General features: G+C 43.3%; 15 protein-coding genes, 5 tRNA genes and 1 pseudogene. 12 read left to right on the top strand and 9 right to left on the bottom strand.

Annotated elements, in window-relative coordinates; all coding sequences use genetic code 11:
• Positions 1-94: 94 nt before the first annotated feature.
• Positions 95-325, bottom strand: coding sequence for an HU family DNA-binding protein (locus H6G97_RS20235; protein WP_190942493.1), 231 nt, complete (start codon positions 323-325; stop codon positions 95-97).
• Positions 326-649: 324 nt separating this feature from the next.
• On the opposite strand from H6G97_RS20235, the gene H6G97_RS55435 reads away from it, so the two are divergent.
• From H6G97_RS55435 to H6G97_RS20205, 6 genes are all read left to right on the top strand, one after another.
• Entirely contained in the window at positions 650-913 is a 264-nt protein-coding gene (locus tag H6G97_RS55435; RefSeq protein WP_190942492.1) for a helix-turn-helix domain-containing protein, read from the top strand.
• A gap of 84 nt (positions 914-997) precedes the next feature.
• Positions 998-1,168, top strand: a complete 171-nt coding sequence (locus H6G97_RS20225) for a hypothetical protein (RefSeq protein ID WP_190942491.1) — start codon at positions 998-1,000, stop codon at positions 1,166-1,168.
• 350 nt (positions 1,169-1,518) lie between these two features.
• Positions 1,519-1,851: a hypothetical protein gene (locus tag H6G97_RS20220; protein ID WP_190942490.1), complete on the top strand. Its 333-nt coding sequence runs from the start codon at positions 1,519-1,521 to the stop codon at positions 1,849-1,851.
• A complete protein-coding gene (locus H6G97_RS20215) occupies positions 1,848-2,123 on the top strand; it encodes a hypothetical protein (RefSeq protein ID WP_190942489.1) in 276 nt (91 codons plus the stop codon). The genes H6G97_RS20220 and H6G97_RS20215 overlap by 4 nt, the downstream gene beginning before the upstream one ends.
• A gap of 21 nt (positions 2,124-2,144) precedes the next feature.
• Positions 2,145-3,203 carry a DUF3854 domain-containing protein gene (locus tag H6G97_RS20210; protein ID WP_190942488.1) on the top strand — a complete coding sequence of 353 codons (1,059 nt, stop codon included), beginning with the start codon at positions 2,145-2,147 and terminating at the stop codon, positions 3,201-3,203.
• Positions 3,182-3,682, top strand: a complete 501-nt coding sequence (locus tag H6G97_RS20205) for a hypothetical protein (protein ID WP_190942487.1) — start codon at positions 3,182-3,184, stop codon at positions 3,680-3,682. Before H6G97_RS20210 ends, H6G97_RS20205 begins: the two co-directional genes overlap by 22 nt.
• Here H6G97_RS20205 and H6G97_RS20200 read toward each other — a convergent pair.
• From H6G97_RS20200 to H6G97_RS55430, 8 genes and pseudogenes are all read right to left on the bottom strand, one after another.
• Positions 3,641-4,264, bottom strand: a complete 624-nt coding sequence (locus tag H6G97_RS20200) for an HNH endonuclease (RefSeq protein WP_190942486.1) — start codon at positions 4,262-4,264, stop codon at positions 3,641-3,643. The genes H6G97_RS20205 and H6G97_RS20200 overlap by 42 nt on opposite strands.
• 83 nt (positions 4,265-4,347) lie before the next feature.
• A tRNA-Leu gene (locus H6G97_RS20195) sits at positions 4,348-4,421 on the bottom strand.
• A 6-nt stretch (positions 4,422-4,427) separates the two neighbouring features.
• Positions 4,428-4,501, bottom strand: a tRNA-Pro gene (locus tag H6G97_RS20190).
• Between the two features lies 1 nt (position 4,502).
• A tRNA-Leu gene (locus H6G97_RS20185) sits at positions 4,503-4,580 on the bottom strand.
• A 5-nt stretch (positions 4,581-4,585) separates the two neighbouring features.
• A tRNA-Gln gene (locus H6G97_RS20180) sits at positions 4,586-4,659 on the bottom strand.
• 5 nt (positions 4,660-4,664) lie between these two features.
• A tRNA-Asn gene (locus tag H6G97_RS20175) sits at positions 4,665-4,739 on the bottom strand.
• A gap of 77 nt (positions 4,740-4,816) precedes the next feature.
• Positions 4,817-5,056 (bottom strand): annotated as a pseudogene (locus H6G97_RS20170) (HNH endonuclease); the annotation flags it as partial.
• A gap of 355 nt (positions 5,057-5,411) precedes the next feature.
• Positions 5,412-5,609: a hypothetical protein gene (locus H6G97_RS55430; protein WP_338421784.1), complete on the bottom strand. Its 198-nt coding sequence runs from the start codon at positions 5,607-5,609 to the stop codon at positions 5,412-5,414.
• Between the two features lie 635 nt (positions 5,610-6,244).
• Between H6G97_RS55430 and H6G97_RS20160 the strand changes: the two genes are divergently transcribed.
• The 6 genes from H6G97_RS20160 to H6G97_RS20135 all read left to right on the top strand — a co-directional run bounded on the left by H6G97_RS20160 (position 6,245) and on the right by H6G97_RS20135 (position 26,531).
• A complete protein-coding gene (locus H6G97_RS20160; protein WP_190942485.1) occupies positions 6,245-7,021 on the top strand; it encodes a thioesterase II family protein in 777 nt (258 codons plus the stop codon).
• Positions 7,022-7,193: 172 nt separating this feature from the next.
• Complete coding sequence (locus H6G97_RS20155; RefSeq protein WP_242055013.1) at positions 7,194-8,363, top strand: MFS transporter; 1,170 nt, start codon at positions 7,194-7,196, stop codon at positions 8,361-8,363.
• 932 nt (positions 8,364-9,295) lie between these two features.
• Positions 9,296-10,987 carry an HAL/PAL/TAL family ammonia-lyase gene (locus H6G97_RS20150; RefSeq protein WP_190942483.1) on the top strand — a complete coding sequence of 564 codons (1,692 nt, stop codon included), beginning with the start codon at positions 9,296-9,298 and terminating at the stop codon, positions 10,985-10,987.
• Positions 10,988-11,130: 143 nt separating this feature from the next.
• Positions 11,131-13,125, top strand: a complete 1,995-nt coding sequence (locus tag H6G97_RS20145) for a long-chain-fatty-acid--CoA ligase (protein WP_190942482.1) — start codon at positions 11,131-11,133, stop codon at positions 13,123-13,125.
• Positions 13,122-18,737, top strand: a complete 5,616-nt coding sequence (locus tag H6G97_RS20140) for a type I polyketide synthase (protein WP_190942481.1) — start codon at positions 13,122-13,124, stop codon at positions 18,735-18,737. The genes H6G97_RS20145 and H6G97_RS20140 overlap by 4 nt, the downstream gene beginning before the upstream one ends.
• Before the next feature lie 138 nt (positions 18,738-18,875).
• Complete coding sequence (locus H6G97_RS20135) at positions 18,876-26,531, top strand: type I polyketide synthase (RefSeq protein ID WP_190942480.1); 7,656 nt, start codon at positions 18,876-18,878, stop codon at positions 26,529-26,531.
• Positions 26,532-26,791: the final 260 nt, after the last annotated feature.

Raw genomic sequence — 26,791 nt, 5'->3', positions numbered from 1 at the left:
TTTTTTGCACAATTATTTTTTACATTACCACACGATTGTCACCCCTACTTTTACCTACACTGCAAACTCTTGTTTTAGGGGGGAGAGTGAAAAACTACACTCTAGTAGCTGGAATCGTAATTGTCTCCTTGGTTTTGGGATTACGCCCTTCACGCTCTGAACGTTCGCGTCGCTCGAATGACCCAAACCCAACAAGCGTGATCTTCTCCCCCTTAGCTACAGCCTCGGTAACGACTTCTAAAAAAGCACTAATCACCTCATCAGCTTGCTTTTTCGTGATGTTGGCCTTCGCTGCTACAGCATCCACTAATTCCCCTTTGTTCATAAATCACCCTGAAGTATTGCCAGTATTGGAAATTTACTTTACCATTACTACCTTTTGTGAGGATAGGGGGAGAACGACTAACAATCAAGCAGCATACGAAAATTAACAATGCATGACTACTCCTGTGGTGACTTTGAATTCAGGAATAAACTCAGTTGAGTTCTAGGAGAGCTTGACTGATTCTGTAATCACCTTTTAAGAGGAACTTGTGTGAAGCTGTAAGAAAGTAAAGAATCAAACTTTCTTCTATTAATCAGTTCTCATACCGATTTTATATGAAGGTGCATATAATAGAGAAAATAAACTCGATAAATTAAAATAACTATGAGCCGCCCTTTTAAGATTGAAATAGCAGAGAGCGAAGAAGAACTTAAAAAACGTCTACAAACAGCAAATTTAGGAAATCAGAAAGAAAAGCTTATGATGCTGTGGTGGATAAAAAGCGGGCAGGTTAAGGAGCAGCAAGAAATCGGAAAACGCTTGGCAAAAGATACTTCAACAGTCACGAGATGGTTGCAGAAGTACAGAACTGATGGCATATCAGGCTTATTGAGCTTAGGGCAGCAAGCGAAATACTACCAGGATTAGACATTTCCTTGCTAGAGCAATGCATTACAATTTCAGATTCAATTCAAGCTGTTGATGAATTTGAACAGGGACTAAAAGCGGACAATGAGTGAAACAGATAGCGCCGCGATCGCTCTAATCTATCGTAGAGTTGAGCGATTTGAGGCGACCACAAATAAAACCTTGTCCAGTCAGACAGTACTTTTAGAAGAAGTTTTACGGATACTCAGCGATGCCTACGGCGGCAAGCTACGCAATGGCGGTACTGGTATATGAAGAGATTTCCAAAGTATGCGATCCCCTTACCAATAGTTTGTATTTTTGAGGACTACACAAAAGATATAATCTCTTAGCTTAATTCATCTAGAGTTCACAAAATAACTAGCAAAAAAAATGCTAGCCACACAGCCCTCAGCTTTTTGAGTGCGATCGCAGGGATTAGTCATCAATCCACCACGGTAAGCAAAAGCAGCGCACAAAGAAACGTTTACTAGACGTTTCAGCCCCCGGACTCTGCAACCAGCAAGTCTAATTAAATTTATAACTATTTCAAGCTTACCGACTAATCCCTACAATCTGCAAATTTAAAAGTTAAGGGGCTGTCCAAACCAACAAAGGACAACCCAATGAATAAACCCCTCACTTTTGACAGACAGGGGTTTGCGAATGAAAAGCCTAGTATTCTAACGCAAACTTTCCCCAACAATCAAGAATCTCGAATTTCGGAATTATCAAACCATATAAGCGATCGCCGAACTAGCACCAAATATTTAAAAGCGGGTTGCTGTGACGTTGCTCTAAGACCATGCCCCAACCCGGATGAGTTACTGCGATCGCCTAACCTCAACTTAGAGGAGTCTTTTTACTTACAGCGATTAGTCAAGCAAGGCATGTTTAGTGGTCAGGTGGCCGCCGTACTTCTCCAAATTGAAGCCAAGGTTGGAGGGGTGGCAGTATGAATCACAAAGGATTCGGCAAGATAGCCTCACCCCAAAAATCACTAAATCAAGAACTAAGGCAGGTTTTCAGAAAATTCAACAAGCGAGGTAAGCTCAGAAGTACCCCTTGGGCTTTGCATGAAATCTCAAGACTTGAGTCCAGAGATGGAAAAGTCCATCAAGTTGTTGTAGCCTCCAGCCAAAATGACATGGCGCAAGGCGATGCCTGCTCTGGGCGTAGCCATCACCATGATAGTGAAATTCAAGCACTGGGTAATCATCAAGGATTCTAAGAGCCATCCGCACCTTATACTTTGCCAGCCAGAGAAGATTTTGAAGCCAGCCACTGGCAAGAGTGGGGTGAGAGTGAGATTGACAGTGAGATAGCGGCACTTAACTTCAAATCGCTGTCAGGGAATGCCGCTTTTGATTACTTGCTCTACTCCGATAAAATCAGCCGCCGCAATGATGGGCGGCTACGCGATGGGGATATGCGGCGATATGCTCACCTCTCTAATGGTGGTTGGTGGTGTAGCGGAATAAATATTATCACTGGTGAAGATTCCGATTGGGGATGCTTCAAGCCCAACATGCCAAGAATAGATGAGGGTAACAGCAAGGCAATTAAGTATGAGCATCCCCCCAAAGTTGACACAGAAATTTTTGCCTTACGGATTCCCGCCCGGATCTGGGAATTAATTAGCCGCCGCTACGATGTGGCACTACCAAAAAATTACCAAAGTTTACCTTATGGTGATTTTTGGCGATGGGTGAGAGAGAATACCCAAATTCCCGTTATCATCTGCGAGGGTGCTAAAAAAGCAGCTGCAATCTTATCTTGTGGTTATGTCGCCATTGGTATACCCGAAGTATGGGGAGGCCGTCGCCAACCAAAGGATGAATACGGCGAAAATAACGGCGCACCATACCTGATCCCACAGTTAGCCGCTTATGCTCAATCAGGCAGGCGAATTTATTTCTGTTTTGATGCCGATGTGAAGCGCACCACGGTTAGAAGCGTGAATGGTGCGATCGCTAAAACTGCCAAGCTTTTATCTTTGCATGGTTGTGAAGTCCGAGTAATGGGGTGGCATCTGGTATTAGGCAAAGGGATTGATGATGTACTAGCCGCTTACGGCCGCGACCAATTTGATACTATTTACTGCGATGCTCTGAAATTGGATGAGTGGAACACCAAGCAACTAAGGCGGCTCACATACACCCCAGATTTGAACTTAAATCAGCGTTACTTGGGTGAGTTGGCTATTCCTTTGGGTAAGCAGCTAATAGGCTTGAAATCGCCAAAAAACACAGGTAAAACTCACTTGCTTATATTAAAAAGCTCATTGATTTGGGATTTGAGGAATCGATAGAAGGCAATTTTGAGAGCATTTGCATTAATACTTGGGCGAAGTTAGGGGCAATCATCAATGATGGGATGAATAGCTATGAATTGCAAATTATTAGTGATTTGAAATCTGACGGACATATCATCTGTGAAGTCAGCGCGGATGAGTTACCCGAACCTGCAGAAGTAGAGACTACTAAGCAAGAAATTTACAACAACTGCAAATCAGAATATACGGGACACTGTGAGAATGTAACTGCATCTGAAAGCATTACAGATGAAGATTTTTTGAAACTAGATAAACAGAATTGCAAAACTGAGTCCGAACAGTTAAAACACAGAAAATGTGAGATTGAAAGGCGTTATAACGTGACCGTTACTCCCGAATTAGTAGAGAAAGATGATCAAAACTGGTATTCTATAATTCGACTAGATTACTACCTTGGCGTGGGTAGGGAATTTCTACCGGATAGAAAAATAAATGTCATCTCCATTCTTTACTAAATGCCTAAGTGCAAGTGGTATTTTGTGCCAGCGATCACAACTTTCTGCGCTATCAAATACCAGGACGCTGATGAAACGATTGTTAGCTTCCCTCTCATCAAGGGATTGTGTCACCTCTTTCGACTTCAACTTCTGTTTCAAAATTGTATGAGCCTTGTCCGCATGATTATCTGTTAAAGCGTGACAGTTAGGAAACAATAGCTGAAGATTTTCTAATCTATTATCATGGCGATTACCATTGATATGATGAAGTTCTAAAGGAACGCTGCCATTCAGCCATTTAGCCGCATGACAAGACTCACATTGTGCAAGTTTGATGCCATCTTTAATCAGCTTTAGCTTCAATTTATGTGGATTAATACAAGACCCTTTATAAAGATAATCACTTGCAGGCTTGTGTTTACCAATTTTCTGTGAACGTCCACCTTGATTACCTTTATAGACGATGTTCATTTTAGCGAGATACGATTCTAAGGTCATAGGTCTACAGTGCAGTTGGCTGCAAATAAAAGCCTTAGAACGGTGTTCGCTAATCCACTGCCTGATTTGAGCTTCTTTATTTAAAATGTCATTTCTTTTCATTCCTCCAAGTTATCATACACATCAAAAAACTAATCTAAGTGTCTATTACTGAGCTAAAGCAAGCAGTACAAACAAAGATTCAGTACCCCTGGCAGGAGTCGAACCTGCAAAACACTCGGTCTAAACGAGCGACGGTTTCCAATTACGTCACAAGGGCAAATGATCGGAATGGTAGGATTTGAACCTACAACCTTCAGCTCCCAAAGCTGCCGCGCTACCAAGTTGCGCCACATCCCGTTGGTACTCCTGACGGGAGTTGAACCCGTACATAGACTGTTTTTGAGACAGCCGCCTCTTCCAGTTGGGCTACAGGAGCATAGGCTGGGAAGGAAGGAATCGAACCCTCAAACTTCGCATTCAAAGTGCGACGGCTTTGCCTGTTTGCCTACTTCCCAATAAATGGCTGCCCCAGTAGGACTTGAACCTACAACCACCGCCTTAACAGCGCGTTGCTCTGCCATTGAGCTATAGGGCAATGTGCCAGTCCCCCAGATCCGGATTGAACGGATGACCTTCTGTTCTTCTCCTATCGGAGACGCTACGCGAACAAACAAGGGTCAGACGCTTGCTGCTACCGCAGTATTGACAGGTGTGGCTATCACGCTTTAACACTTCACGCCGATTTACAGGTGGTACTTTCCAGTGGCGTTCGGGATTACCCATAGTCAAGCGAATATGTTCGGGAACTTGTAGTACAACACTGGGTGAGCGCACTTCCCACTGCTTTGTAGTACCAAAATTCAACGATTCTGCCTGACCTGTGACTAACAGCACGATTGCTATTCTTATGTTGAATGCTTCTCCATTAAACCCTACTGTGGGGACAGTGGTAGTTATTTTACTGGATGGTAAAGTCCATCTTTTGCATTCCATTCCCAACCTATGCCTCTGGGGTCGCGGTTACGAGTCCAACTGATAAGTTCTTTGGTAGTGAGTTTTTTTCGTGACGGTGCGAGGCTCGACGGACTTAAACCTAGTCGCGGTGCTAGGTTTTCAGGAGGTAATACTTGCAGTTCAACTTGGGGCTGTTGGTACGGGTTAGCTTGTCTTCAAGGTCTGGTGTTGTTGTATCTACCAGAAGCCATTGCCTGTTCCAATTTTTCCAACTGCCCAGAGATAGCCTCTAGTTTGGTTTCCAGCTTCTTCTCTAGCTGCAAAACCGATTTACTGCTGGGGCAACATCGATATCAATATTGCTATCAAACTTGGATATCAATTCCTCTAAGCCTTGCTGCAAGGCAATTGTATGTCCTTGGCGATGCAGCCGCGATAGTTCTCTGACTACTGGAATTAGGGCAGTAGGAACGCGAATCATTTCGCTTGGTGGGGTCTTGTGGTCAGCCATTTGATATCAATTTTGATAGCAATGAACTAATGATAAGTGAAAAGTGATCGCCTTCCTGGTATTTATCCTAGTTAACTGAGTAAGATAGTGCGATGGCGTACCCACCAATGATCGCTTCTTTGCGGGGCGTAGCCCATCGCTTCTAATGCTGTAGTTCATGTCATTTTTTCACCAATCAAATTTTATTTACTGGGGATTTTGGTGTTTTGCATAAATAACCCACAGAAGAGCGATAAGTACTATAAGAGCAAACAAAAAATTAACTCTTAAGTTTTAATAACTTATATACTGACGGGAAGAATCAAATATGATTGGCAATTTCTCAGGCATTAAATTTTTATGCTTTTACTATTTAGTTATCTTTATTTAATAGCAGTTAACAATAGATAAAAATTAACATTTTTTATCAATGAATTTGATAGTATTATTTGCTGTAAATATTTACTAAAAATAGAAGTCTTGGCTGTAATTATTCTTACTCATAGTCAGATTTAATTACTCATGTTAATTAACCGTGTATATGTACAGAAATAATATTTACCTTTAATCGCTGCTATGAACAGAGTTACCACAGTCTGATAAAGAAACAGGTTTAGGCTTTATAACAAAAATTTTCAGATTACAGACATAATTTTATGACAGCAAGACTAATAGTTGATCCTTGGATTAGCTGCCCTCAGCTTAATCCAAAGGCCCAACTTCGCTTATTCTGTTTTCCATGTGCGGGGGGTACAACTTCAACATATAGTACATGGACAAACAAATTACCAAAGGATGTAGAGGTTTACTTAGTTCAACTTCCTGGAAGAGGCCGTCGATTGCAAGAACCTTCCTATACCAATTTTTTACCTCTTATTCAAACTTTGGCATCAAAAATTAGACCGTATCTGAATATGCCATTTGCTTTTTTTGGCCATAGCATGGGTGCAACGCTTGGCTTTGAGATAACGCGTCTACTCCGTCAAGAATATAATCTTAGCCCTGTTCATTTATTTGCTGCTTGTTGCCCTGCTCCCCAAAAACCAATTCTCCAACCGTTTATTCACAAAATGCCTGAGGCTAAATTCCTGGCGGAACTTTGCGATCGTTACAATGCAATTCCCAATGCGATTTTGCAGAATGAACAAATGTTGCAACTTTTATTGCCTTGTCTGCGAGCGGACTTTACGATACTAGAGACATACATTTACAAAAGTGAAATGCCACTCGAATGCCCAATCTCTGTATTTGGAGGTTTGCAGGATAAAGCAATTAAGGTTGATGCTTTAGAAGCTTGGCGTGAGCAGACTAGTAGTTACTTCAACCTGCAAATGTTTCCTGGAGATCATTTCTTTTTGCATAATTCTCAATCACTCTTTTTGCAGTCATTATCCCAACATTTACATTATCTAGTAGCTATCAATAACAATTAAGAATTTGAGATACAAATCTATACTTTACTAAGCAGCTAAATTTATTTCAATAAAGTTAAAAAAATAATTTTATTGCAAAAAAGCTATTTCTATTTTGCGATAACAAGATTGCTTGCATCGTATTTATACGATGCACTTAAACCACGTAATTTATCAATTATCCTCAGTTTTTATGACAGAATTGATCTCGACAAAATCAAATTCCCCTTTTTCTACTGGATTACCAGCTTTGTATAGCATAGCTTTTTTGTCTGGTATTTCTATAGGGCTATTTAATCCCTTTATCTCAACATTAATGGCGCAACATCAAGTTGATGATTTATGGATAGGAGCAAATTCTACCGTGTATTTTCTAGTCATAGCTTTGGGAACACCGTTCGTAGTAAAAGTATTACCCAAGTTGGGGCTTCGTAAAACTATGATGCTTGGCTTGACAATGATGGGTATTAGCGCTCCTTTGTTCACTATGACTACATCAATGCCTTTGTGGTTTATTATACGTGCTGTTATGGGCATTGCTTGTTGTTTATATCTAGTCAGTGGAAACACTGCATTGAATCACTTTTGTCATGAAGGTAATCGAGCGATCGTTAATGGTTTGAATGCTCTAGCTTTTACTTTTGGATTTGGTATTGGCCCAGTAATTGGTTCTGCTTTCTATAATGTTTCACCAAAACTTTCCTTTTTGTTGGGTAGTGCTTTAATTTTTAGCGGCGTAATTGTGGTCTGGATAGCTCTACCAGATAAAACAGTTGTTTTTCAACAATCTTCACGTTCCGGAATTTTCAACAAGCTGAAACTTCCTCTTCAGGGTGCATTTGCCTATGGTTTTGCCGAATCAACGCTAGTTTCTTTATATCCGGTTTATCTGCTACGACAAAATTACAATATAGAGCAGATCGGCTATACCTTTGCTGTATTTGTAGTTGGCGGCTTGCTCTCTACTGTTCCAGTTACTCACATAGCAGACAAATTCGGCAGACTCAAAGTTCTTTTTATGAGCGTGTCTATCGTAATCTTGTCGTTTTTATCTCTTTCATTGATTCAAGACTCCACTGCTACCCAGATATTTGCATTTATTGCTGGAGCTAGTATCAGTCCGATTTTTCCCTTAGCAATGGCATTAATTGGAGCAAAACTTTCTAGAAACGAACTATCTTCTGGAAGTGCTTTGTTCACAGCTATATATAGTTTCGGATGTACTGCTGGGCCTATTGCTTCATCCTTAGCCATCAAACTTTTTGGTGATGGTTACATATTTAGCTTAGTTATAATCATCTTTGCCATATTTTTGTTTTATGTGGGCAGACAGAATAAAAAATTTCCGTTCCGAAGTGCTTAACTTGTCAATATCACTGGTGAAGAGGGAAGATTCACTGGTGCTAATGGCATATTATCCCTTTCTGGAAGCGTCATAATTGATCTATAACCAAATGTTCCTGAGCCAACTCAGATTATAGTGAATGGCACTTTCGCTACCGTTCCAGAACCTAATACTTTAATAACGCTGATTAGTCTAGATATAGGTGGAGTAAGTGCTTTACTGAATCGGCGCTATAGGGAACAACATGAAAAAGTAAGTTAAAGGTAAATAATAGCCTTCAGCATAAAGTTACAGAAACAGAAAGTTAACCAAGTTCTTGCTACCTACTAATATCGAGTTACATAATTTTCGGATACGGCTTGATTTGATTGAGCTATGTTGTTAGGCATTTTCGAGTAAGAAAATATCTAAATATTTAAAATCCGTGAAAAGCTCATATAGTAGGATTTTCACGGATTTTAAATGTTTGTGCTGTTTACACCACGCTGTATTAGTGTTGTAGACACCGAAATAGGCGAAACATATTCCACATAAGGCTTAATATATGTGATCACAGGTAAGTAAAATAAATAAAGTCAAATTTATGGAATAGTTGCATAAATCTTTTACTTACTCCAGATAAATATATAACAGTTCAATTACAGAACAAACGATTACAATTTTTATTATCTCATGTTGTCATTTCAAAACACAACAAACGGAATCCCTCTCATCAATATATGAGTAAACCAATTGAAACAAATGGCTAATTTTTTTGGTTAATTTTTACGTGAACTTCTCCAAAAATTATTCTCGAAAGTTTCAATCATGGAGAATGACTGCTTCCTTAAAACACTTATGCCAGCTAAATATCAATTTGTATTTGCTGAAATGTTATGTCAAATACTCTCAGTAAAAAACAAAAGTTAAGTTAATTGCAATACCTACTACAAGTTAAACATAATCCCTGTATGAAGACACTATCTCAAGCACAAAGCAAAACCTTATCTCAACAATTTTCTTTCACTGGAAATTCCTCTACCAATGTAATTATTGGTAATCATAAACTCACAATCAATGATGTTGCAAGGGTAGCACGCAATGGCGCATTAGTGTCTTTAACCGATAACGCAGACGTTTTGCAGAATATTCACGCATCTTGTGATTATATTAATAATGCTGTTGAATCTGGGGAACCAATTTACGGAGTAACATCTGGCTTTGGTGGTATGGCCAATGTTGCCATATCCCGTGAACAAGCATCTGAACTCCAAACCAACTTAGTTTGGTTCCTGAAAACAGGTGCAGGTAACAAATTACCCTTGGCGGATGTACGTGCAGCTATGCTATTGCGTGCAAACTCTCACATGCACGGTGCATCTGGCATCAGGCTGGAACTTATCAAGCGCATGGAAACTTTTCTCAACGCTGGTGTTACACCGTATGTGTATGAGTTTGGCTCAATTGGTGCAAGTGGTGATTTAGTGCCACTATCCTACATTACTGGTTCACTGATAGGCTTAGATCCCAGTTTTAAGGTTGACTTCAACGGTAAAGAAATGGATGCGCCAACAGCTCTACGTCAACTGAATTTGTCACCCTTGACATTGTTGCCAAAGGAAGGCTTGGCGATGATGAACGGCACTTCAGTAATGACAGGTATTGCGGCAAACTGCGTCTACGATACTCAAATTTTAACTGCGATCGCTATGGGCGTTCACGCTCTAGATATCCAAGCTTTAAACGGAACCAATCAATCATTCCACCCATTTATCCATAATTCCAAACCACATCCTGGTCAATTATGGGCAGCAGATCAGATGATTTCTTTGCTAGCAAATTCCCAGCTAGTCCGTGATGAGTTAGATGGTAAACACGATTATCGTGATCACGAATTGATTCAGGATCGTTACTCACTCCGATGCCTTCCCCAGTATTTGGGGCCCATTGTTGATGGGATTTCTCAGATTGCCAAACAAATTGAAATCGAAATCAACTCAGTGACTGATAACCCACTGATTGATGTGAATAACCAAGCTAGCTATCATGGAGGCAATTTTCTCGGACAGTACGTAGGTATGGGAATGGATCACCTGCGTTACTATATTGGGCTATTGGCTAAACACCTGGATGTGCAGATTGCCCTCCTCGCCTCACCGGAGTTTAGCAATGGACTACCACCATCTTTACTTGGCAACCGAGAACGTAAAGTCAATATGGGACTAAAAGGTCTACAAATATGCGGTAACTCAATTATGCCACTGTTGACCTTCTATGGAAATTCCATCGCCGATCGCTTTCCTACCCATGCGGAACAATTTAATCAGAACATCAACAGTCAAGGATACACTTCAGCGACTCTAGCCCGCCGTTCTGTCGATATATTCCAGAATTATATGGCGATCGCTCTCATGTTTGGAGTCCAAGCTGTTGACCTCCGCACATATAAAAAGACTGGTCATTACGATGCACGCGTCTGTCTATCTCCTGCAACTGAGCGGTTGTATTCAGCAGTCCGCCACGTAGTTGGACAAAAACCAACTTCAGATCGCCCATATATTTGGAATGATAATGAGCAAGGTCTGGATGAGCATATTGCCCGGATTTCTGCTGATATCGCGGCTGGTGGTTTGATTGTAAAAGCAGTTCAAGATATCTATTAACAGTTATTAGCCAATAGTCAATAGTAAACAGTCAACTAATAATTGTTAACTGTTTACTATTTTTATACACTGATTGCATAAATTCTCTACATCAAGGCGATAAGTACAACAAGAGCTACAACTTAAATCTTGCAACAACTTTTATGAATATTTCACAAAATGTGGAGCGTGGTTGCTGCCTTTTTCCTAACAAACCAGCGCTCATTTTTGAAGGCTTATATTTTACTTATAAACAACTGAATGAAATGGCAAATCGCTTTGCCAATGCTTTACTGGGGTTAGGGATTGAACGTGGCGATCGCATAGCATTATTATTACCAAACATTCCTGAACTTGTTATTTCCTATCTGGGGATTCTCAAGATTGGGGCGATCGCAGTTTCCATTAACCCAAGTCTGCAAAGCGATGAACTCAAGTTTATTCTCAATGACTGTGGAGCGGTTGTACTCGTAACCACAGAAACGCTGCGAGAAAAATTGCCCAAAGCCGATTTACCGCACCTTAAGCACATCTTAATTGCTGAGGGGAAAGCATCTGACGCGATCGCATTGAGTGAATTCATGGCAAATGCTTCGTCTAGCGCCCGTGCTGTGGAGATGGAACGTGATGATCCGGCGGCGATTCTTTATACTTCTGGTACAACAGGTTTCCCTAAAGGCGCTACTTTATCTCATGGCAATGTGATTTCCAATATGCACTCAATGAATCACTGTTGCGAAATGCGCCCTAATGATCAAATTTTACTATTTTTACCGATGTTCCACTGTTTCGGGCAGAATGCAGTTCTCAATAGTGGACTTAATACCTGTGCAACTATCGTTTTACAGCGATCATTCGACCCAGAAACGGTACTGACAACCATCAGCGAATATAATAATATTACAATCTTTTTTGGTGTTCCCACTACTTTTATTCTTTTATGCGATAAAGCATCTATCCGCGATTTGGATTCAGTGCGTTACTACTTCTCTGCGGCCGCAGGTTTGCCTGTAGAAATTGCGAAACGATGGCAAGACAAGTTTGGTAAAGTCATCAACCAAGGGTATGGTCTTACAGAAACATCACCATTAGCTAGTTATAACCACGAATTGAGGTACAAACTGGGTTCTATTGGTTCACCAATTGAAAATGTCGAGATGAAGATTGTCAGCCTCGATGATGGTTGCGAAGTTGCCCCTGGTGAACTCGGCGAAATCGTTATTCGCGGTGTCAATGTCATGCTAGGTTACTGGAATCGCCCGGCTGAAACTGCCAAAGCCATTAAGAACGGATGGTTTCACACCGGTGACATTGGTCAAATAGATGAATTGGGCTACTTTTACATCATTGACCGCCTCAAAGATATGATCAACAACGGTGGATTAAAAGTATACCCAGCCGAAGTTGAAAATGTTATTTACCAGCATCCAGGTGTTGCAGAGGTAGCTGTCTACGGTGTACCAGATTCAGTACTAGGTGAACAGGTGAAAGCTAGTGTTGTCCTCAAACCAAACCAAGTAGTTACAGAAGAACAAATAATTGCATTCTGTTACCAGAAACTGGCTAAATATAAAGTTCCTAGTGCCGTCGAATTTGTCTCCTCCATCCCCAAGAACCCGACTGGCAAAATACTCAAGCGGCTACTAAGGCAAGAAAATTCTGCTGCACCTTCCCATAATACTGTGGTTAGCAAAACTCAGACATCTGCGTCGGTAAATGTCTCTTATCAAACTGCCGAATTGATCGAAAACTGGATTATGGATTGGGTCGTGAGAAAATTGGCAGTAGCAGTCCAGTCAATCGACCAAAGTAAGTCATTTGCTGATTATGGATTAGATTCCGTTAGAGCTGTCAAGTTAGCCCAAGAATTGAGTGAATGGTTGGGATATCCCTTGGAAGCAACTATAGTCTGGAACTTCTCCACCATCGAATCTTTAGCACGCCACCTAGCCAGTCAAAAAATTCCCCAACCGACAGAATTAGCCAAGACAAAGCCAGAGTCTAATTTGCACACAGAAAGTCTATTGGTGTCTGTAGAATTGCCTACAAACAAAGCAGAAATGACCGAATCGGCAGACTTAAAAGCACTCTCAGATGCGGAAATAGCTGAATTACTTACCAGAGAAATTGCCACAGTTAAACAAAGGAGATTAGTATGAGTTCTAATTCAGAGAACATAAATTACCGCTTGTTACTAGAAAATGCCATTTTAGAATTGCGGCGGATGCGGTCTGAAGTTGATACTGTTGAGCAATTACAGAAAGAACCCATCGCTATTATTGGGATGTCTTGCCGTTTACCTGGGGGTGTCAATAACCCAGAGGATTACTGGAATCTATTACATAATGGGGTAGATGCCATTAGCAAAATTCCTGCACAAAGATGGCCAGTAGATGAGTTTTATCATCCAGACCCCGATGTATTGGGGAAAATGTACACCCAGCACGGCGGTTTTTTAAATGAGGTAGACAAGTTCGATGCTCAGTTCTTTGGCATCTCTCCCCGCGAAGCCGTCAGCCTCGACCCTCAACAGAGGCTACTTTTGGAAGTAAGCTGGGAAGCGCTAGAAAATGCTGGACAAGCACCAGAAAAGTTAAATGGCAGTCCTACTGGGGTATTCGTAGGGCTGTCTATGGACGACTACTCACAACTGAGCTTTTATGGCGATCGCACTCAAATTGATGCCTACAATACTTTAAGTATTCTCAGAAGTATGGCAGCTGGGCGTTTGGCTTACGTCTTGGGTCTGCAAGGAGCTACCATGCAGTTAGATACAGCTTGCTCGTCTTCGCTGTTAGGGGTGCATCTAGCTTGCCAAAGCCTCCGTTCTCAAGAATGTAATATGGCTTTAGCTGGCGGTGTCAACCTGATTCTCTCACCAGATCCTTCCATTGGTCTGTGTAAATTAAAAGCCTTATCTAGTGATGGTCGCTGTAAAACTTTTGATGCCAGCGCCGATGGTTACGGACGAGGAGAAGGATGTGGCATAGTAGTACTCAAACGTTTATCTGATGCTTTAGCTGATGGCGATCCTATTCTGGCATTGATTCGGGGTTCAGCATACAACCATGATGGCTCTAGTAATGGTCTGACAGCCCCAAATGGTTCGGCTCAAGAAAAATTACTTCGCAAAGCCTTAGAAAATGCCAACGTCCAAGCCCATCAGATTCAATATGTGGAAACTCACGGGACTGGTACACCTTTAGGCGATCCCATTGAGGTGTTAGCCTTGGGAGCAGTATTAGGTCAAGGTCGCTCCCAAGACAATCCCCTAACTATCGGTTCGGTAAAAACTCAGGTTGGTCATTTGGAATCAGCCGCCGGAGTTGCTGGGTTAATGAAAGTTGTGTTAGCTCTCCAGCACGCAGAGATACCACCACATTTACATTTTCAACAACCTAATCCCTATATTCCTTGGGAAAAACTGCCGGTTGTGGTTCCGACTCAGCCTACCAAGTGGCCATTAGGGGCAGATGGACGACGACTAGCTGGGGTCAGTTCCTTTGGCATGAGTGGTACAAATGTCCATCTGATTTTGGAAGCAGCACCAGAAATTAAAATAGTACAGGCAAAAACTGAGCGTCCGCTTCATCTTTTGAGTTTATCGGCGAAAACTGAATCAGCACTACATTCACTTGTCAGCCGCTACGAATCCTTTTTGGCAGGTGATAGCAAAGCAAATCTAGCAGATATTTGTTTCACAGCGAATACAGGGCGATCGCATTTTGACTATCGTTTGGCTGTTGTCGCTGAATCTACTCAGGACTTACGTCAACAATTGGCGGCTTTTGCAGCAGGTAAAACTCCAGGTGTGAGTGGACAATTACATAACAAAAAGCGCCCGAAAATTGCCTTTCTATTTACCGGACAGGGTTCTCAGTATATAGGTATGGGGCGAGAACTCTACGAAACCCAACCGACATTCCGGGAAACTTTAGATCGTTGTGATGAAATTCTCCGTCCTTATTTAGAACAGCCTTTACTGTCGATTCTCTATCCTGAATCTGGGACTAGCCCTCTTAATGAGACTGCTTACACCCAACCAGCTTTATTTGCCCTAGAGTATGCAGTCTCCCAGTTATGGAAATCTTGGGGCATAGAACCTACAGTAGTTATGGGTCATAGCTTGGGTGAGTATGTTGCCGCTTGTATAGCTGGAGTTTTTAATCTGGAAGATGGACTAAAATTGGTTGCTGCCCGCGCTCACCTCATGCAGTCATTACCTCAAGATGGGGCAATGGTCAATATATTCGCCTCCCAAGCGCGAGTATTGGCAGCTATTCAACCTTATGCCAATCAAGTCTCGATTGCTGCCATTAACGGCCCCGAAAGTGTCGTAATTTCTGGACAGCATCAAGCAGTCGCAGCAGCAATGTCTACTCTCCAAGGCGAAGGCGTTAATAGTGCCAAGTTAAACGTTTCCCACGCCTTCCACTCTCCTTTAATGGAACCAGTGTTGGCAGAATTTGCGCGCATTGCCGCAGAAGTCAGCTTTTCATTACCTAATATCAAACTGATTTCTAATGTTACCGGCACAGTAGTGACCACAGAAATCACCAATGCGGAATATTGGGTCAAACATTTGCGCCAGTCAGTGAGATTTGCTTTTGGGATGGAAACCCTTGAGCAGCAAGGTTGCGAAATTTTTCTAGAGGTCGGGCCAAAACCAATTTTACTGGGAATGGGTCGTAAGTGTCTCCCTGAAGGAGTAGGAGTGTGGCTCCCTAGTTTGCGCCCAGGACAGTCGGATTGGCAACAGTTACTGCAAAGCTTGCAGGAATTATACTTGCGTGGGGCATCAATCAACTGGTCTGGCTTTGAGCAAGATTATCCCCGTCGTCACCTAGTGCTGCCAAATTATCCCTTCCAGCGCCAGCGCTATTGGGTTGAGACATCCCATCGGCAACAGACTTTACCCGCCAAGACTAGCAAAATTCTCCATCCTGTACTCGGTCAACGGCTAAAATTACCATTTTCTCCAGAAATTCGCTTTGAAACCCAATTTAGCCCCAATTCGCCTGCTTACCTAGAGGATCATCAACTAAATGAAGTCAGAATAGTTCCTGGTGCATCTTATATCTCGATGCTTCTATCCGCAGTTAAGGAGGCTTTCCCCAATGAATCTTGCATCATCGAAGATTTGTTGTTTCAAAATACGCTGGTTTGCCCAGATGACGGCAGTACAACTGTTCAGCTAGTTTTGACACCCCAAACAACGGAAGATACTTCCTTCCAAATTATTAGTTTCTTAGGTGGAGAAGCAGAAAACGAGGTTAACTCTTGGAAAACACACGGCACAGGAAAAGTCCGGCTGTTCTCGCCAGTACCCAATTTCGTAGATGTGGCAGAAGTCAAGGCTAGATGTTCTCAAGTTTTATCAGGAACGCAGTTTTACTCTAGTTTTCAAGCAGTTGGCTACAGTTGGGGAACTTCATTTCAATGGCTAGAAAATATTTGGCATCAGGATGGAGAAGCTGTATGTCAAATGAAACTGCCCCAATTACCAGACGAACTCGATAACTATCAACTTTATCCGGGATTAATTGATTCATGCTTGCAACTACTCAACGTTTGCTGGGATGTTAATCCTGCCGAGCAAGTCCAGAATGACTATATGTACATTCCCTTTAGCATCGGTAGCTTTAGATTCTATGGTCGTTCCCATCCTGGTCATCAACTATGGTGTCATGCTCAGAAAACACCAACATCTAATCAGCAAAGCTTAATTGGTAACGTACATCTGTTCGACCAAAATGGGCAGTTAATCGCCGAAATCATCGGTTTTGAAGTGAGGAAAGTTCGTCGGGCAACTCTGCTGCAAAGTCTGCAAAAAGATTTAGGTGATTGGCTGTATGAAGTAGCTTGGCAACCAAAGGCTCGTGAGCAAAATCATCAGTTGGCACAGGCACAAGAAGGGAGTTGGCTGATATTTGCTGATAACCAAGGAACGGCGGTTAAGTTAGCAAAACTACTCAAAGAACGTGGCGATCGCACTATCTTAGTTTCTCCCGGTGCCGAATATCAAGCCGATGCAGAACATTACTACATCAATCCCTCAGAACCACAAGATTTTCAGAGGTTAATTCAAGCAAGCTTAGGTAATAACCAACCTCCTTGCCGTGGGGTAGTATACCTGTGGGGGCTGGAGCATGAAAGCATTGTTGATTTCCAAGATACCCAGGTTACTGGCTGTGGTTATGTGCTGCATTTGGTTCAAGCCTTAGCAAAATCAACTTGGTCTAAGTCTCCTCGTCTGTGGTTAGTTACCAGAGGAAGCCAGCCAGTAGAGCCAATGTCCGATTCCTTAGCCATAACTCAGGCTGCTTTGTGGGGCTTGGGACGTGTTATTCCCTTGGAACATCCAGAATTATCATGTGTGCGGTTGGATTTAGACCCAGTTGGTAATGGGAACGAAGTTGAAGAATTATTAGCAGAGTTGTGCTTCCCAGACCAAGAAGACGAAGTGGCATTTCGTCAAGGAGTGCGGAAAGTCTCCCGGTTGGTGCGTCGCCAAGCTCAAACCCCGGCGAATCAACTTGCAGTTGGTGAAGATGGGACTTATTTGATTACAGGTGGTTTAGGGGCGCTAGGCCTGCAAGTTGCCCAGTGGATAGTAGCACAAGGAGCCAAAAACTTAATTTTAACTAGCAGGCGCGGAGTTGTTGGTGATACTCAAGTAGCTATCAATCAACTACAGCAAGCAGGGGCAAAAGTTCTAGTTGTCACAGCAGATGTGTCCAACCCTGAAGATGTGGCTCAGATATTAGAGGCAATCAAAGCTAACTATCCACCTCTTAGAGGTATTTTTCACGCGGCTGGTGTTTTAGATGACGGAGTATTAATGCAACAAAATTGGAGCCGCTTTGCTAAAGTGCTTGCTCCCAAGGTGCAAGGGGCATGGAATCTGCACACATTGACCAAAGACCTACCTTTAGATTTCTTTGTCTGCTTCTCCTCTGTCGCCTCATTACTTGGTTCACCCAGCCAAGGAAACTATGCAGCCGCTAATGCTTTCATGGATGCCTTAGTTCATTATCGTCGAGGTTTGGGTTTGCCAGGTTTGAGCATTAACTGGGGGCCTTGGGCAGAAGTTGGGATGGCAGCAGATTTAGATAGTCGTAGCCAAAAACGCATAGCTGAGAGTGGTTTTGCTACCATGTCCTCAGAATTGGGATTGCAACTATTGGGAGATTTATTGAGACAAGATGCCACTCAAGTTGGTGTGATGTCAGTCAATTGGGAGAAATTCCTCCAGCAATTCCCACCAGGAGGCGCAGCACCTTTAATTTCCGATTTAGCTCCCCAAACCCAGCCACAAGGGAATTCTGCACAATCAGCCAAACAACTTGAACTTCTGTGTCAATTAGAGGAAACTATTGCTAGCGCTCGCCTGAATGTTTTAATTGCTTACATTCAAACTGAGGTTGCCCAAGTTCTCAGGTTTGAAGCAGCTTATCAACCAAATCCGCAACAGGGCTTTTTCGATATGGGGATGGACTCTCTCATGTCCATCGAGTTGAAGAACCGACTAGAAACCAGCTTAGGAAATTCTCTACCTTCGACTTTGACCTTTGAATATCCCACAATTGAATCTTTAGCTGAATATCTGCTCAACAATGTAATTTCCTTGAATGTAGCAGAGCCAGTTGTGGTGGAGCCGCAAATAGAGACTGAAGTGCAAACTGATTTGTTAATAGATATTCAGCAATATTCCGAAGATGAATTAGCAGCATTAGTTGACCAAGAATTAGAGGCTTTGCTTGGTGTCTGAAGTAATTACTTGTGAACTTGCGTAAATCACCTGCTTAACTCCGATAAGTATACAAAAGACATTTATTTATTGTACACAGCTAAATGAGTCTGGCTTCAGGCTCAATTTCTTTGTCTATTAATTACGCAATTTCTTAAAATGAGTAACACTTCAGACATCAACCAATTATCTCCATTACAACGTTCAGTTTTAGCCTTAAAAGAAATGCGTGCCAAATTGGACGCAGTGGAGAACGCCAAGACAGAACCAATCGCCATTATTGGGATGAACTGTCGCTTTCCTGGGGGAGCCGACTACCCTGAGAAATTCTGGGAATTACTCCACAATGGGGTAGACACTATCACTGAAGTTCCGGCTGACAGATGGGACGTGGATGAATATTACAATGCAAATCCCAATACTCTGGGGAAAATTTACACCCGCTATGGTGGGTTTATTAAACAGGTAGATCAATTTGATCCTCATTTCTTTGGACTTTCCCCTCTAGAAGCAGCTAGCATGGACCCCCAACATCGGCTACTTTTAGAGGTAGGCTGGGAAGCCATCGAAAACGCCGGACAATCCCCAGAGGAATTAAACGGCAGCCAGACGGGAGTCTTTATGGGACTCTTTATGGAAGATTATTCCCGATTTAACCTATATTCCGGCGATCATAACCGCATTGATGCTTACAGCAGTTTAGGAAATGCTCGGAGTATTGCCATCGGTCGCCTAGCTTATGTCCTCGGCTTGCAAGGCCCTGTGATGCAGTTAGACACAGCTTGTTCTTCTTCATTGCTAGCAGTTCACCTGGCGTGTCAGAGCTTGCGGTCAGGTGAGTGCAATATGGCTTTAGCTGGTGGAGTCAATTTGATATTAGCACCGGAAGCCTCTATTGGTCTGAGTAGAATGAGGGCGCTGGCTCCAGATGGTCGTTGTAAGACCTTTGATGCCAAAGCCGATGGTTATGTACGTGGAGAAGGCTGCGGCATAGTCGTACTCAAGCGTTTATCAGATGCGATCGCTAACAATGATAATATCTTGGCTGTGGTGCGAGGCTCGGCAGTTAATCACGACGGTGCTAGCAGTGGTCTGACAGTACCGAATGGGCTAGCTCAAGAGAAATTGATTAATCAGGCACTCACCAACGCTAAGGTAGCACCAGAACAAATTAGTTATGTAGAAACCCACGGTACAGGCACATCTTTGGGAGATCCCATTGAAGTGAGAGCTTTAGGCTCAGTGTTGTGTCAAGGACGTTCTCCAGAGCAACCATTGCTGATTGGTTCCGTAAAAACTCAGTTGGGTCATTTAGAATCAGCTGCAGGAGTTGCCAGTTTAATGAAAGTGGTGCTGGTTTTGCAAAACGCAGAGATACCGCCACATCTGCATTTACAACAGCCCAGTCCTCATATTCCTTGGGACAAACTTGCGGTTGCTGTGCCAACTAAGCCAACTCCATGGCCGGCAGTCAACGGGAAACGCTTGGCTGGGGTTAGTTCCTTTGGTATGAGTGGTACTAATGCCCATCTGATTATCGAAGAAGCACCAAAATTGAAATTAGAGCCGCCGAAAACTGAGCGTCCACTCCACCTGCTGAGTTTATCGGCCAAAACTGAGGCAGCACTACTAGCAATGGCTAGCCGCTATGAATCTTTTTTAACATCCCATCCAGAAACATCTTTAGCAGATATTTGTTTCACAGCTAACACCGGGCGATCGCATTTTGAACACCGTCTTGCTGTTGTCGCTGCATCTAACACAGACTTGCGCGAACAACTAACAGCTTTTGCTAGCCAAAAGCAGACCAGCACGTTAGTCAGTGGTCAAGCACAGAAGAAGCGTTCCAAAGTAGTGTTCATGTTTACAGGGCAAGGTTCTCAGTATGTGGAAATGGGACGGCAACTTTACGAAACCCAGCCGACGTTTCGTAAGACTTTAGACCGATGCGATGAGATTTTGCGTCCCTATCTTCAGCAACCTTTGTTGTCAGTACTTTACCCCACATCGGATGTTGCTTCCCCCTTGAATGAAACAGCATATACTCAACCAGCATTGTTTGCTTTAGAGTACTCCCTAGCTGAACTGTGGAAATCTTGGGGAATTGTACCAGATGCAGTCATGGGTCACAGCGTTGGTGAATATGTAGCCGCTTGCGTTGCTGGAGTGTTCAGCTTGGAAGATGGGCTGAAATTAATCGCCGAGCGGGGGCGCTTAATTCAATCTCTACCCCAAAATGGCATGATGGCGGCAGTGTTCACCAATGAAGCACGGATCAACGGCATTCTAGCTGCTTACACAGGGCAAGTGGCAATTGCCGGGATTAATGGCCCAGAAAATATCGTTATTTCTGGAGCCAGAGAAGCTGTCCAAGCCGTGCTGAAAGAATTGGCAACTCAAGGAATTAACGCCCAACCATTGCAGGTTTCTCACGCTTTCCACTCCCCTTTAATGGCTAGTATCCTCGATCCCTTTGAGCAGATAGCTAGCTCGGTGCAGTTTCAAGCGCCGCGTATTCCCCTAATCTCGAATTTGACTGGACAAATACTTAAATACCAAGAAATTCCCAATGCAACTTACTGGCGACAGCATCTAAGAGAAGGAGTAAGATTTTATGCTGGCATCAAGACGCTACAGGAACAAGGGTATGAAATCTTTGTAGAAATGGGGCCGAGTACCACATTAGTAGGCATGGGTAAAAGATTCTTACCAGAAGGTACAGGCACTTGGCTAACTTCTCTGAAAAAAGGACAACCAGACTGGTCACAATTGCTTGCTAGTTTAAGTGAGTTGTACATCAGGGGTATAAAAATCAATTGGACTGCATTTGACCAAGGTTATCAGCGTCGCCGCCTGGCACTACCAACCTACCCATTTCAACGCCAACGCTACTGGGTGGAAAACCTAACGCGAAACCTAACCCCCCAACCCCCTTCCCTACCAGAGGAGAATTCAAAACCTCTCTCCTTGCAGGAGAAAAGTCTGCCAGCTATTCCTCAAGTCAAAGCTTTGCCAAAAATTCCCTTGGCTGTACCATCGAATTGGTTTCATAGTTGGCAATGGACTCCAGAGGTGTTGAGCCAATCTCAAGATATTCCTTCAGGGGCAATTGTGATCTTTAGCGATCGCCACCAAGTAGGGGAAAATTTAGAAAAGCTGTTCGACTCTAAAAAGTACACGACATATTTTGTCACTCCAGGGAAGAGCTTTAAGCAAACAGCACAACATTTCACTATTAATCCGGCATCCGTTGAAGACTACGAACAACTGATCCAAAATATCAAAACAGACGGTGTTACAGTCACAGCAGCCGTGCATCTGTGGAACTACAGTTTGTGGGCAACATTCCCAGAACAATTGCTAGAAAATGACCGCCTGCTCAATGAACGCGTTTACAGTCTTTTGTTTTTGACACAGGCTCTAGTCAAACATTACCCAGCCTCTCCCCTCAATTTCTTAGTGGTAACTCAAGGTGCTTATCCAATATCTCCAAATGATTCCCTACACGGTGTACATCAATCTATGGCAGGTGTACTGGCACAGGTGGTGGCACAAGAAAATCCTCAGATTAAAGCAAAAGTCGTAGACTTTAACCAGGATGTCTATCTGCCAGAAAAATTAGCCGATATTTTGTTCCAGGAAATGAAGGCAGCCCCAACTGGTGAAGGTATCGTTGCTATCCGTCATGGTCAACGGTTGAGCCGTACCCTGGAAAGAATTAATGTCCCCACAGACAACGATGCTCTACCTTTGTCGGCAGGAGAAACCTGGTTGATTACTGGTGGTACCAGTGCTGTCGGGACAGAAATAGCCTTAGCTTTGGTTCGACAAGTACCCATCAATTTGGTGATAACAGGTCGCCATCTACTCCCTCCCAAACAAGAATGGCAATCGCCTAGTCATGATGCGTCTACCCAGCAACGTATCCAGGCAATTCAGCAACTAGAACAACTCGGAGCCACAGTCATGTATCAGGCTGTGGATGTGACGGATGCCTTGGGGATGAAGCAATTAATTGAGAGCATCAAGTCCCGCTTTGGTAATCTGGATGGAGTCATCCACGCGGCGGGTGCAGTTGACCACAGCACATTTAAATTACTACAAAAACAACCTGCCTCAGTCTCCAAAGTTTTAGCCCCGAAAGTCCAGGGAAGCATCATCCTTGATACTGTTACCCGTAACGAACCTCTAAAATACTTTGTGTTGTTGTCCTCGGTTTCCGCTTCCAAAGCCGAATGGGGAACCGGCATGGGCGATTATGCCGCAGCCAATACTTTTCTCGATAGTTATGCTGTGTACCGGACACAGCATGGTGGTCAGGGACGCTCTTTGGCTCTGAATTATTCCCTATGGAGCGATCGCGGTATGGGCGCTCTTTTAGGAGCATCAACTTTATTAATGGTAAAATCCAAAGGTTTAAATCCTTTGGAACCAGAGCCAGCTGCTAATGCCTTTATTAAGGCTCTATCTTTGGATGCTTCTGGTGTAATTCACATCATTGACTTAATTGCTCAAGCCACCCCAGAAATAGCACCAAAATCCTTCGCAAGCCAATCACAAACTAAATCTCGCAATCTGCGACAGCTTGTCCGAGAAGTTTTGCTGCAACATTTACGTATTCCGGAAGCACAGGTAGAAGGACACAAAACTTTCCCAGAAATGGGGCTAGATTCTGTTGGGACTGTAGAAGTTGTCCAACATTTAGGAACAACTCTGGGCGAGGAATTATTTCCAACTTTGCTATTTGAATATCAAACACCAGATGACTTGGTAGATTATTTACAAAGCAAGTACGGTTATTCTGTTAAGACTAGCACGAGCGCGACAGACCACGCCCCGATCGCTCCAGAAGAAACATCTAGCCCGGAAGCCGAAAAATCAGCGCCCCCAAATGTCGCCACCCAGGAAAAATACCAAGATGTTCCTGAACAAGACATTGCTATCATCGGCATGGCTTGTAAAATACCAGGAGCTGATAACTTAGAACAGTATTGGGATTTACTCAATGCAGGCCGCTCCGTCATTCAAGATGTGCCTCAAGACCGTTGGTTCAACCAACACTACTTTGAAGCCAAAGGAAACTCTCCGCAAGCAAACATATCCAAACATGGATGCTTTGTAGATAGTCCCTTCGACTTTGATCCGATGTTCTTTGGCATCTCTCCCAAGGAAGCTACGGCGATGGACCCACAACAAAGGTTGTTCTTAGAGCTTTCTATGCAGGCTCTACAACAGGCAGGCTACGGCGGCAAATATCGCCCAGATAATATCGGTGTGTTTGTTGGTTGTGGACAAAATACTTACATCGAACACTTCACCAATTATCAGTATTACGAGGAATTACGTCAGCGTTTGCAAGAGAGTTCCTGGTTTGATCACCTTTCTGCTGAAGATCGTCAGCATTTGCTCAAGACCCTCTCACAAGTACTGCAACCAAGTGAAATTCTCCCCGAGTCAGCAGCAGGTAATGAGGTCAACGAATTGGCGGCACGAGTTAGCCATTGCCTAAACCTCAAGGGGCCAAGTATGGCAGTTAGCACTGCTTGTTCTTCTTCTCTGGTGGCATTACATATTGCTTGCGAAAGTCTACGTTCCGGTCAAACTGGCATGGCAATAGTCGGCGGGGTTAATTTAAATCTCAGTCCTAGCCCCTTTACTTTTTTACGTAAGGCACAGGCTCTTTCCCTCAGTGGAACCTGCTATCCCTTTGACCGCCGTGCCAACGGCATCGTTTTAGGAGAAGGTGCAGGTGTATTAATTATCAAACCTTTCAAACAGGCTTTGGCTGACGGGGATTTGATTCATGCTGTAATTAAAGGTTCCGCAGTGAATAATGATGGTCATTCTCAAGGGATAACCGCTCCCAATCCCAAAGGTCAAGCAGAAGCCATCCGCCAAGCTTACAACAGTTGTGGCGTAGATCCCCGTACTATCTCCTACATTGAAACCCACGGTACAGGCACTCTCTTGGGTGATCCTGTAGAGGTAGAGGGGATGACACAAGCTTTCCGTAGCTTTACTGATGAAAAGGGATTCTGTACCATTGGTTCGGTTAAATCCTCCATTGGTCATTTGCTGTCTGCTTCCGGTATTGTCAGCCTGATCAAAGTGGTACTGGCCATGCAGCACGGCAAAATTCCCCAAACTGTAGGTTTTGAGGAGCCTAATCCCCATATCAATTTTGCGGACACACCTTTCACTGTGGCAGGTAAGAGTATACCCTGGTCGCCTAATGGCAACCCATTACGTGCAGGTGTGAATGGATTTGGATTTGGTGGCACCAATTGTCACGTTATTCTTGAGGAATCGCCGGTAGCAGCTAATTTACAGTCCCCGGTCACAAGTTCTTCTCCTGATTTGTTATGTCTGACTGCACGGAATCAACAAGCACTTCAAGAAGTAGCTAGACAACTACGCGAACATATCATTCATCATCCTGAACAAGAATCTTCCCAAATCTGCTTTACTCAGAATAATGCTCAGAAGGAATTACCTTACAAGGCGGCTTTAGTAGTCAATGACCGTCAACATCTGCTCAATTACTTAGACGCTATCTGTTCGGCACAAACACTAGCAGAGATATATACAGGTCGAGCTAACCCCCAGCGCACAACACCGATTCACTTAGTATTAGATGGAACGAGTGCGATCGCTCCCGCAGAAGTAGAAACTTTAGGAAAACGTTTCCCCCAATTCCAAGTAGCTTACAATAGCGTGTGTGCCGGATTAAATGAGATGAGCGAACAGGCACATATATTTGCGGTGCAGTACGCTTGGGGACGCTTGTTGATGTCTTTGGAATTACAACCCACTAGTTTATTAGTAGAAAAAACCGGTATTCTAGTAGGAGCTACACTGCGGGGAATGTTGACACTAGAGCAGGCGATCGCTTTGTTCCTACAAATAGAAGGACAAAAAGGTCTTATTGCTCATAATTTGTCCGCAAAAGAACAGTCAGCATCAACCTGGACTTGTCCATTAGTGACTTCACAAGGAATTTTCAGCTATTCTGACACGATTTCCACGGCTCAACTGGTAGCCCTGGTGCAAGTATCTGAACAGTTAAATGTAGATGCGTGTCAAGATGTCATCTCCAAAGAAAGTGTTTATTTACACTTAGGAGATTCATTAGCTCTCAAAGAACAATTAGCAAGTTTGGATGAACTGGGAGTTTGGATATATCTAGACAAAGGACAACCAGTAGTGGGACGTGTGTTGACAAGTCTGGCCAGGTCTTATGTAGCCGGGGTGAGGTTTAATAGCATACCCTTATTTCCTCAAGGTCTACGTCGGGTGCTGCTGCCTACTTATCCTTTCGAGCATAAAACCTACAGGGCATCATTAGTTGATAGCTCTCAGGAAAATCAAGCAACCTCCATATTTGCGGCTGAATTATCACCACCACGCTCAGACAGCCAAGGTCAGTCAGATGTCAAAGTTTTGGACACCCATCCAGTAACAGTAGCCCAAACTCGACTGTTGTCAATGGAACAGCTATCTCCACTCACCGATAGCCAACGCCAGTCAAGTTACGCCAAGCTGGCTGAGGACTTGAAGATTGTGGACAATAGCCAACAGCCACGACTAGTGCCAATGGAACAACTATTTCCACTCACAGACAGTCAACGCCAGTCAAGCTACGCCAAGCTGGCTGAGGACTTGAAGATTGTGGACAATAGCCAACAGCCAAGGCATCCGGTAGCAGTAGCCCAAACTCGACTGTTGCTAATGGAACAATTATCTCCACTCACAGACAGCCAACGCCAGTCAAGTTACATCAAGCTGGCTCAGGATTTGCAGAGATTTGGTAAATAGGCTGAAGTTATTAGAAAACTCTACCCCCTTGTGGGTAAAGTTTCGTCAGAGGTCTGTAGTCAGTGGCAGAACAGCTAATAACTGACCACTAACACCCACAGAGCAATAAAACTTCCAAAATTAGTTAGGAAGCAATAGACAAAGAAAGCTAACTCTTTGTTTTATTGCTCCTAACTTTTTGCATAAATAGCCCAGATCAAGCCGATAAGTAACATAACAAGAGCAAAGATTAATTTTTCTCGTAATTCTTAGCCATTCAA

Source organism: Nostoc flagelliforme FACHB-838, assembly GCF_014698065.1.
Classification (GTDB): domain Bacteria; phylum Cyanobacteriota; class Cyanobacteriia; order Cyanobacteriales; family Nostocaceae; genus Nostoc; species Nostoc flagelliforme_B.
This window is presented reverse-complemented; position numbering and strand designations above follow the sequence as displayed.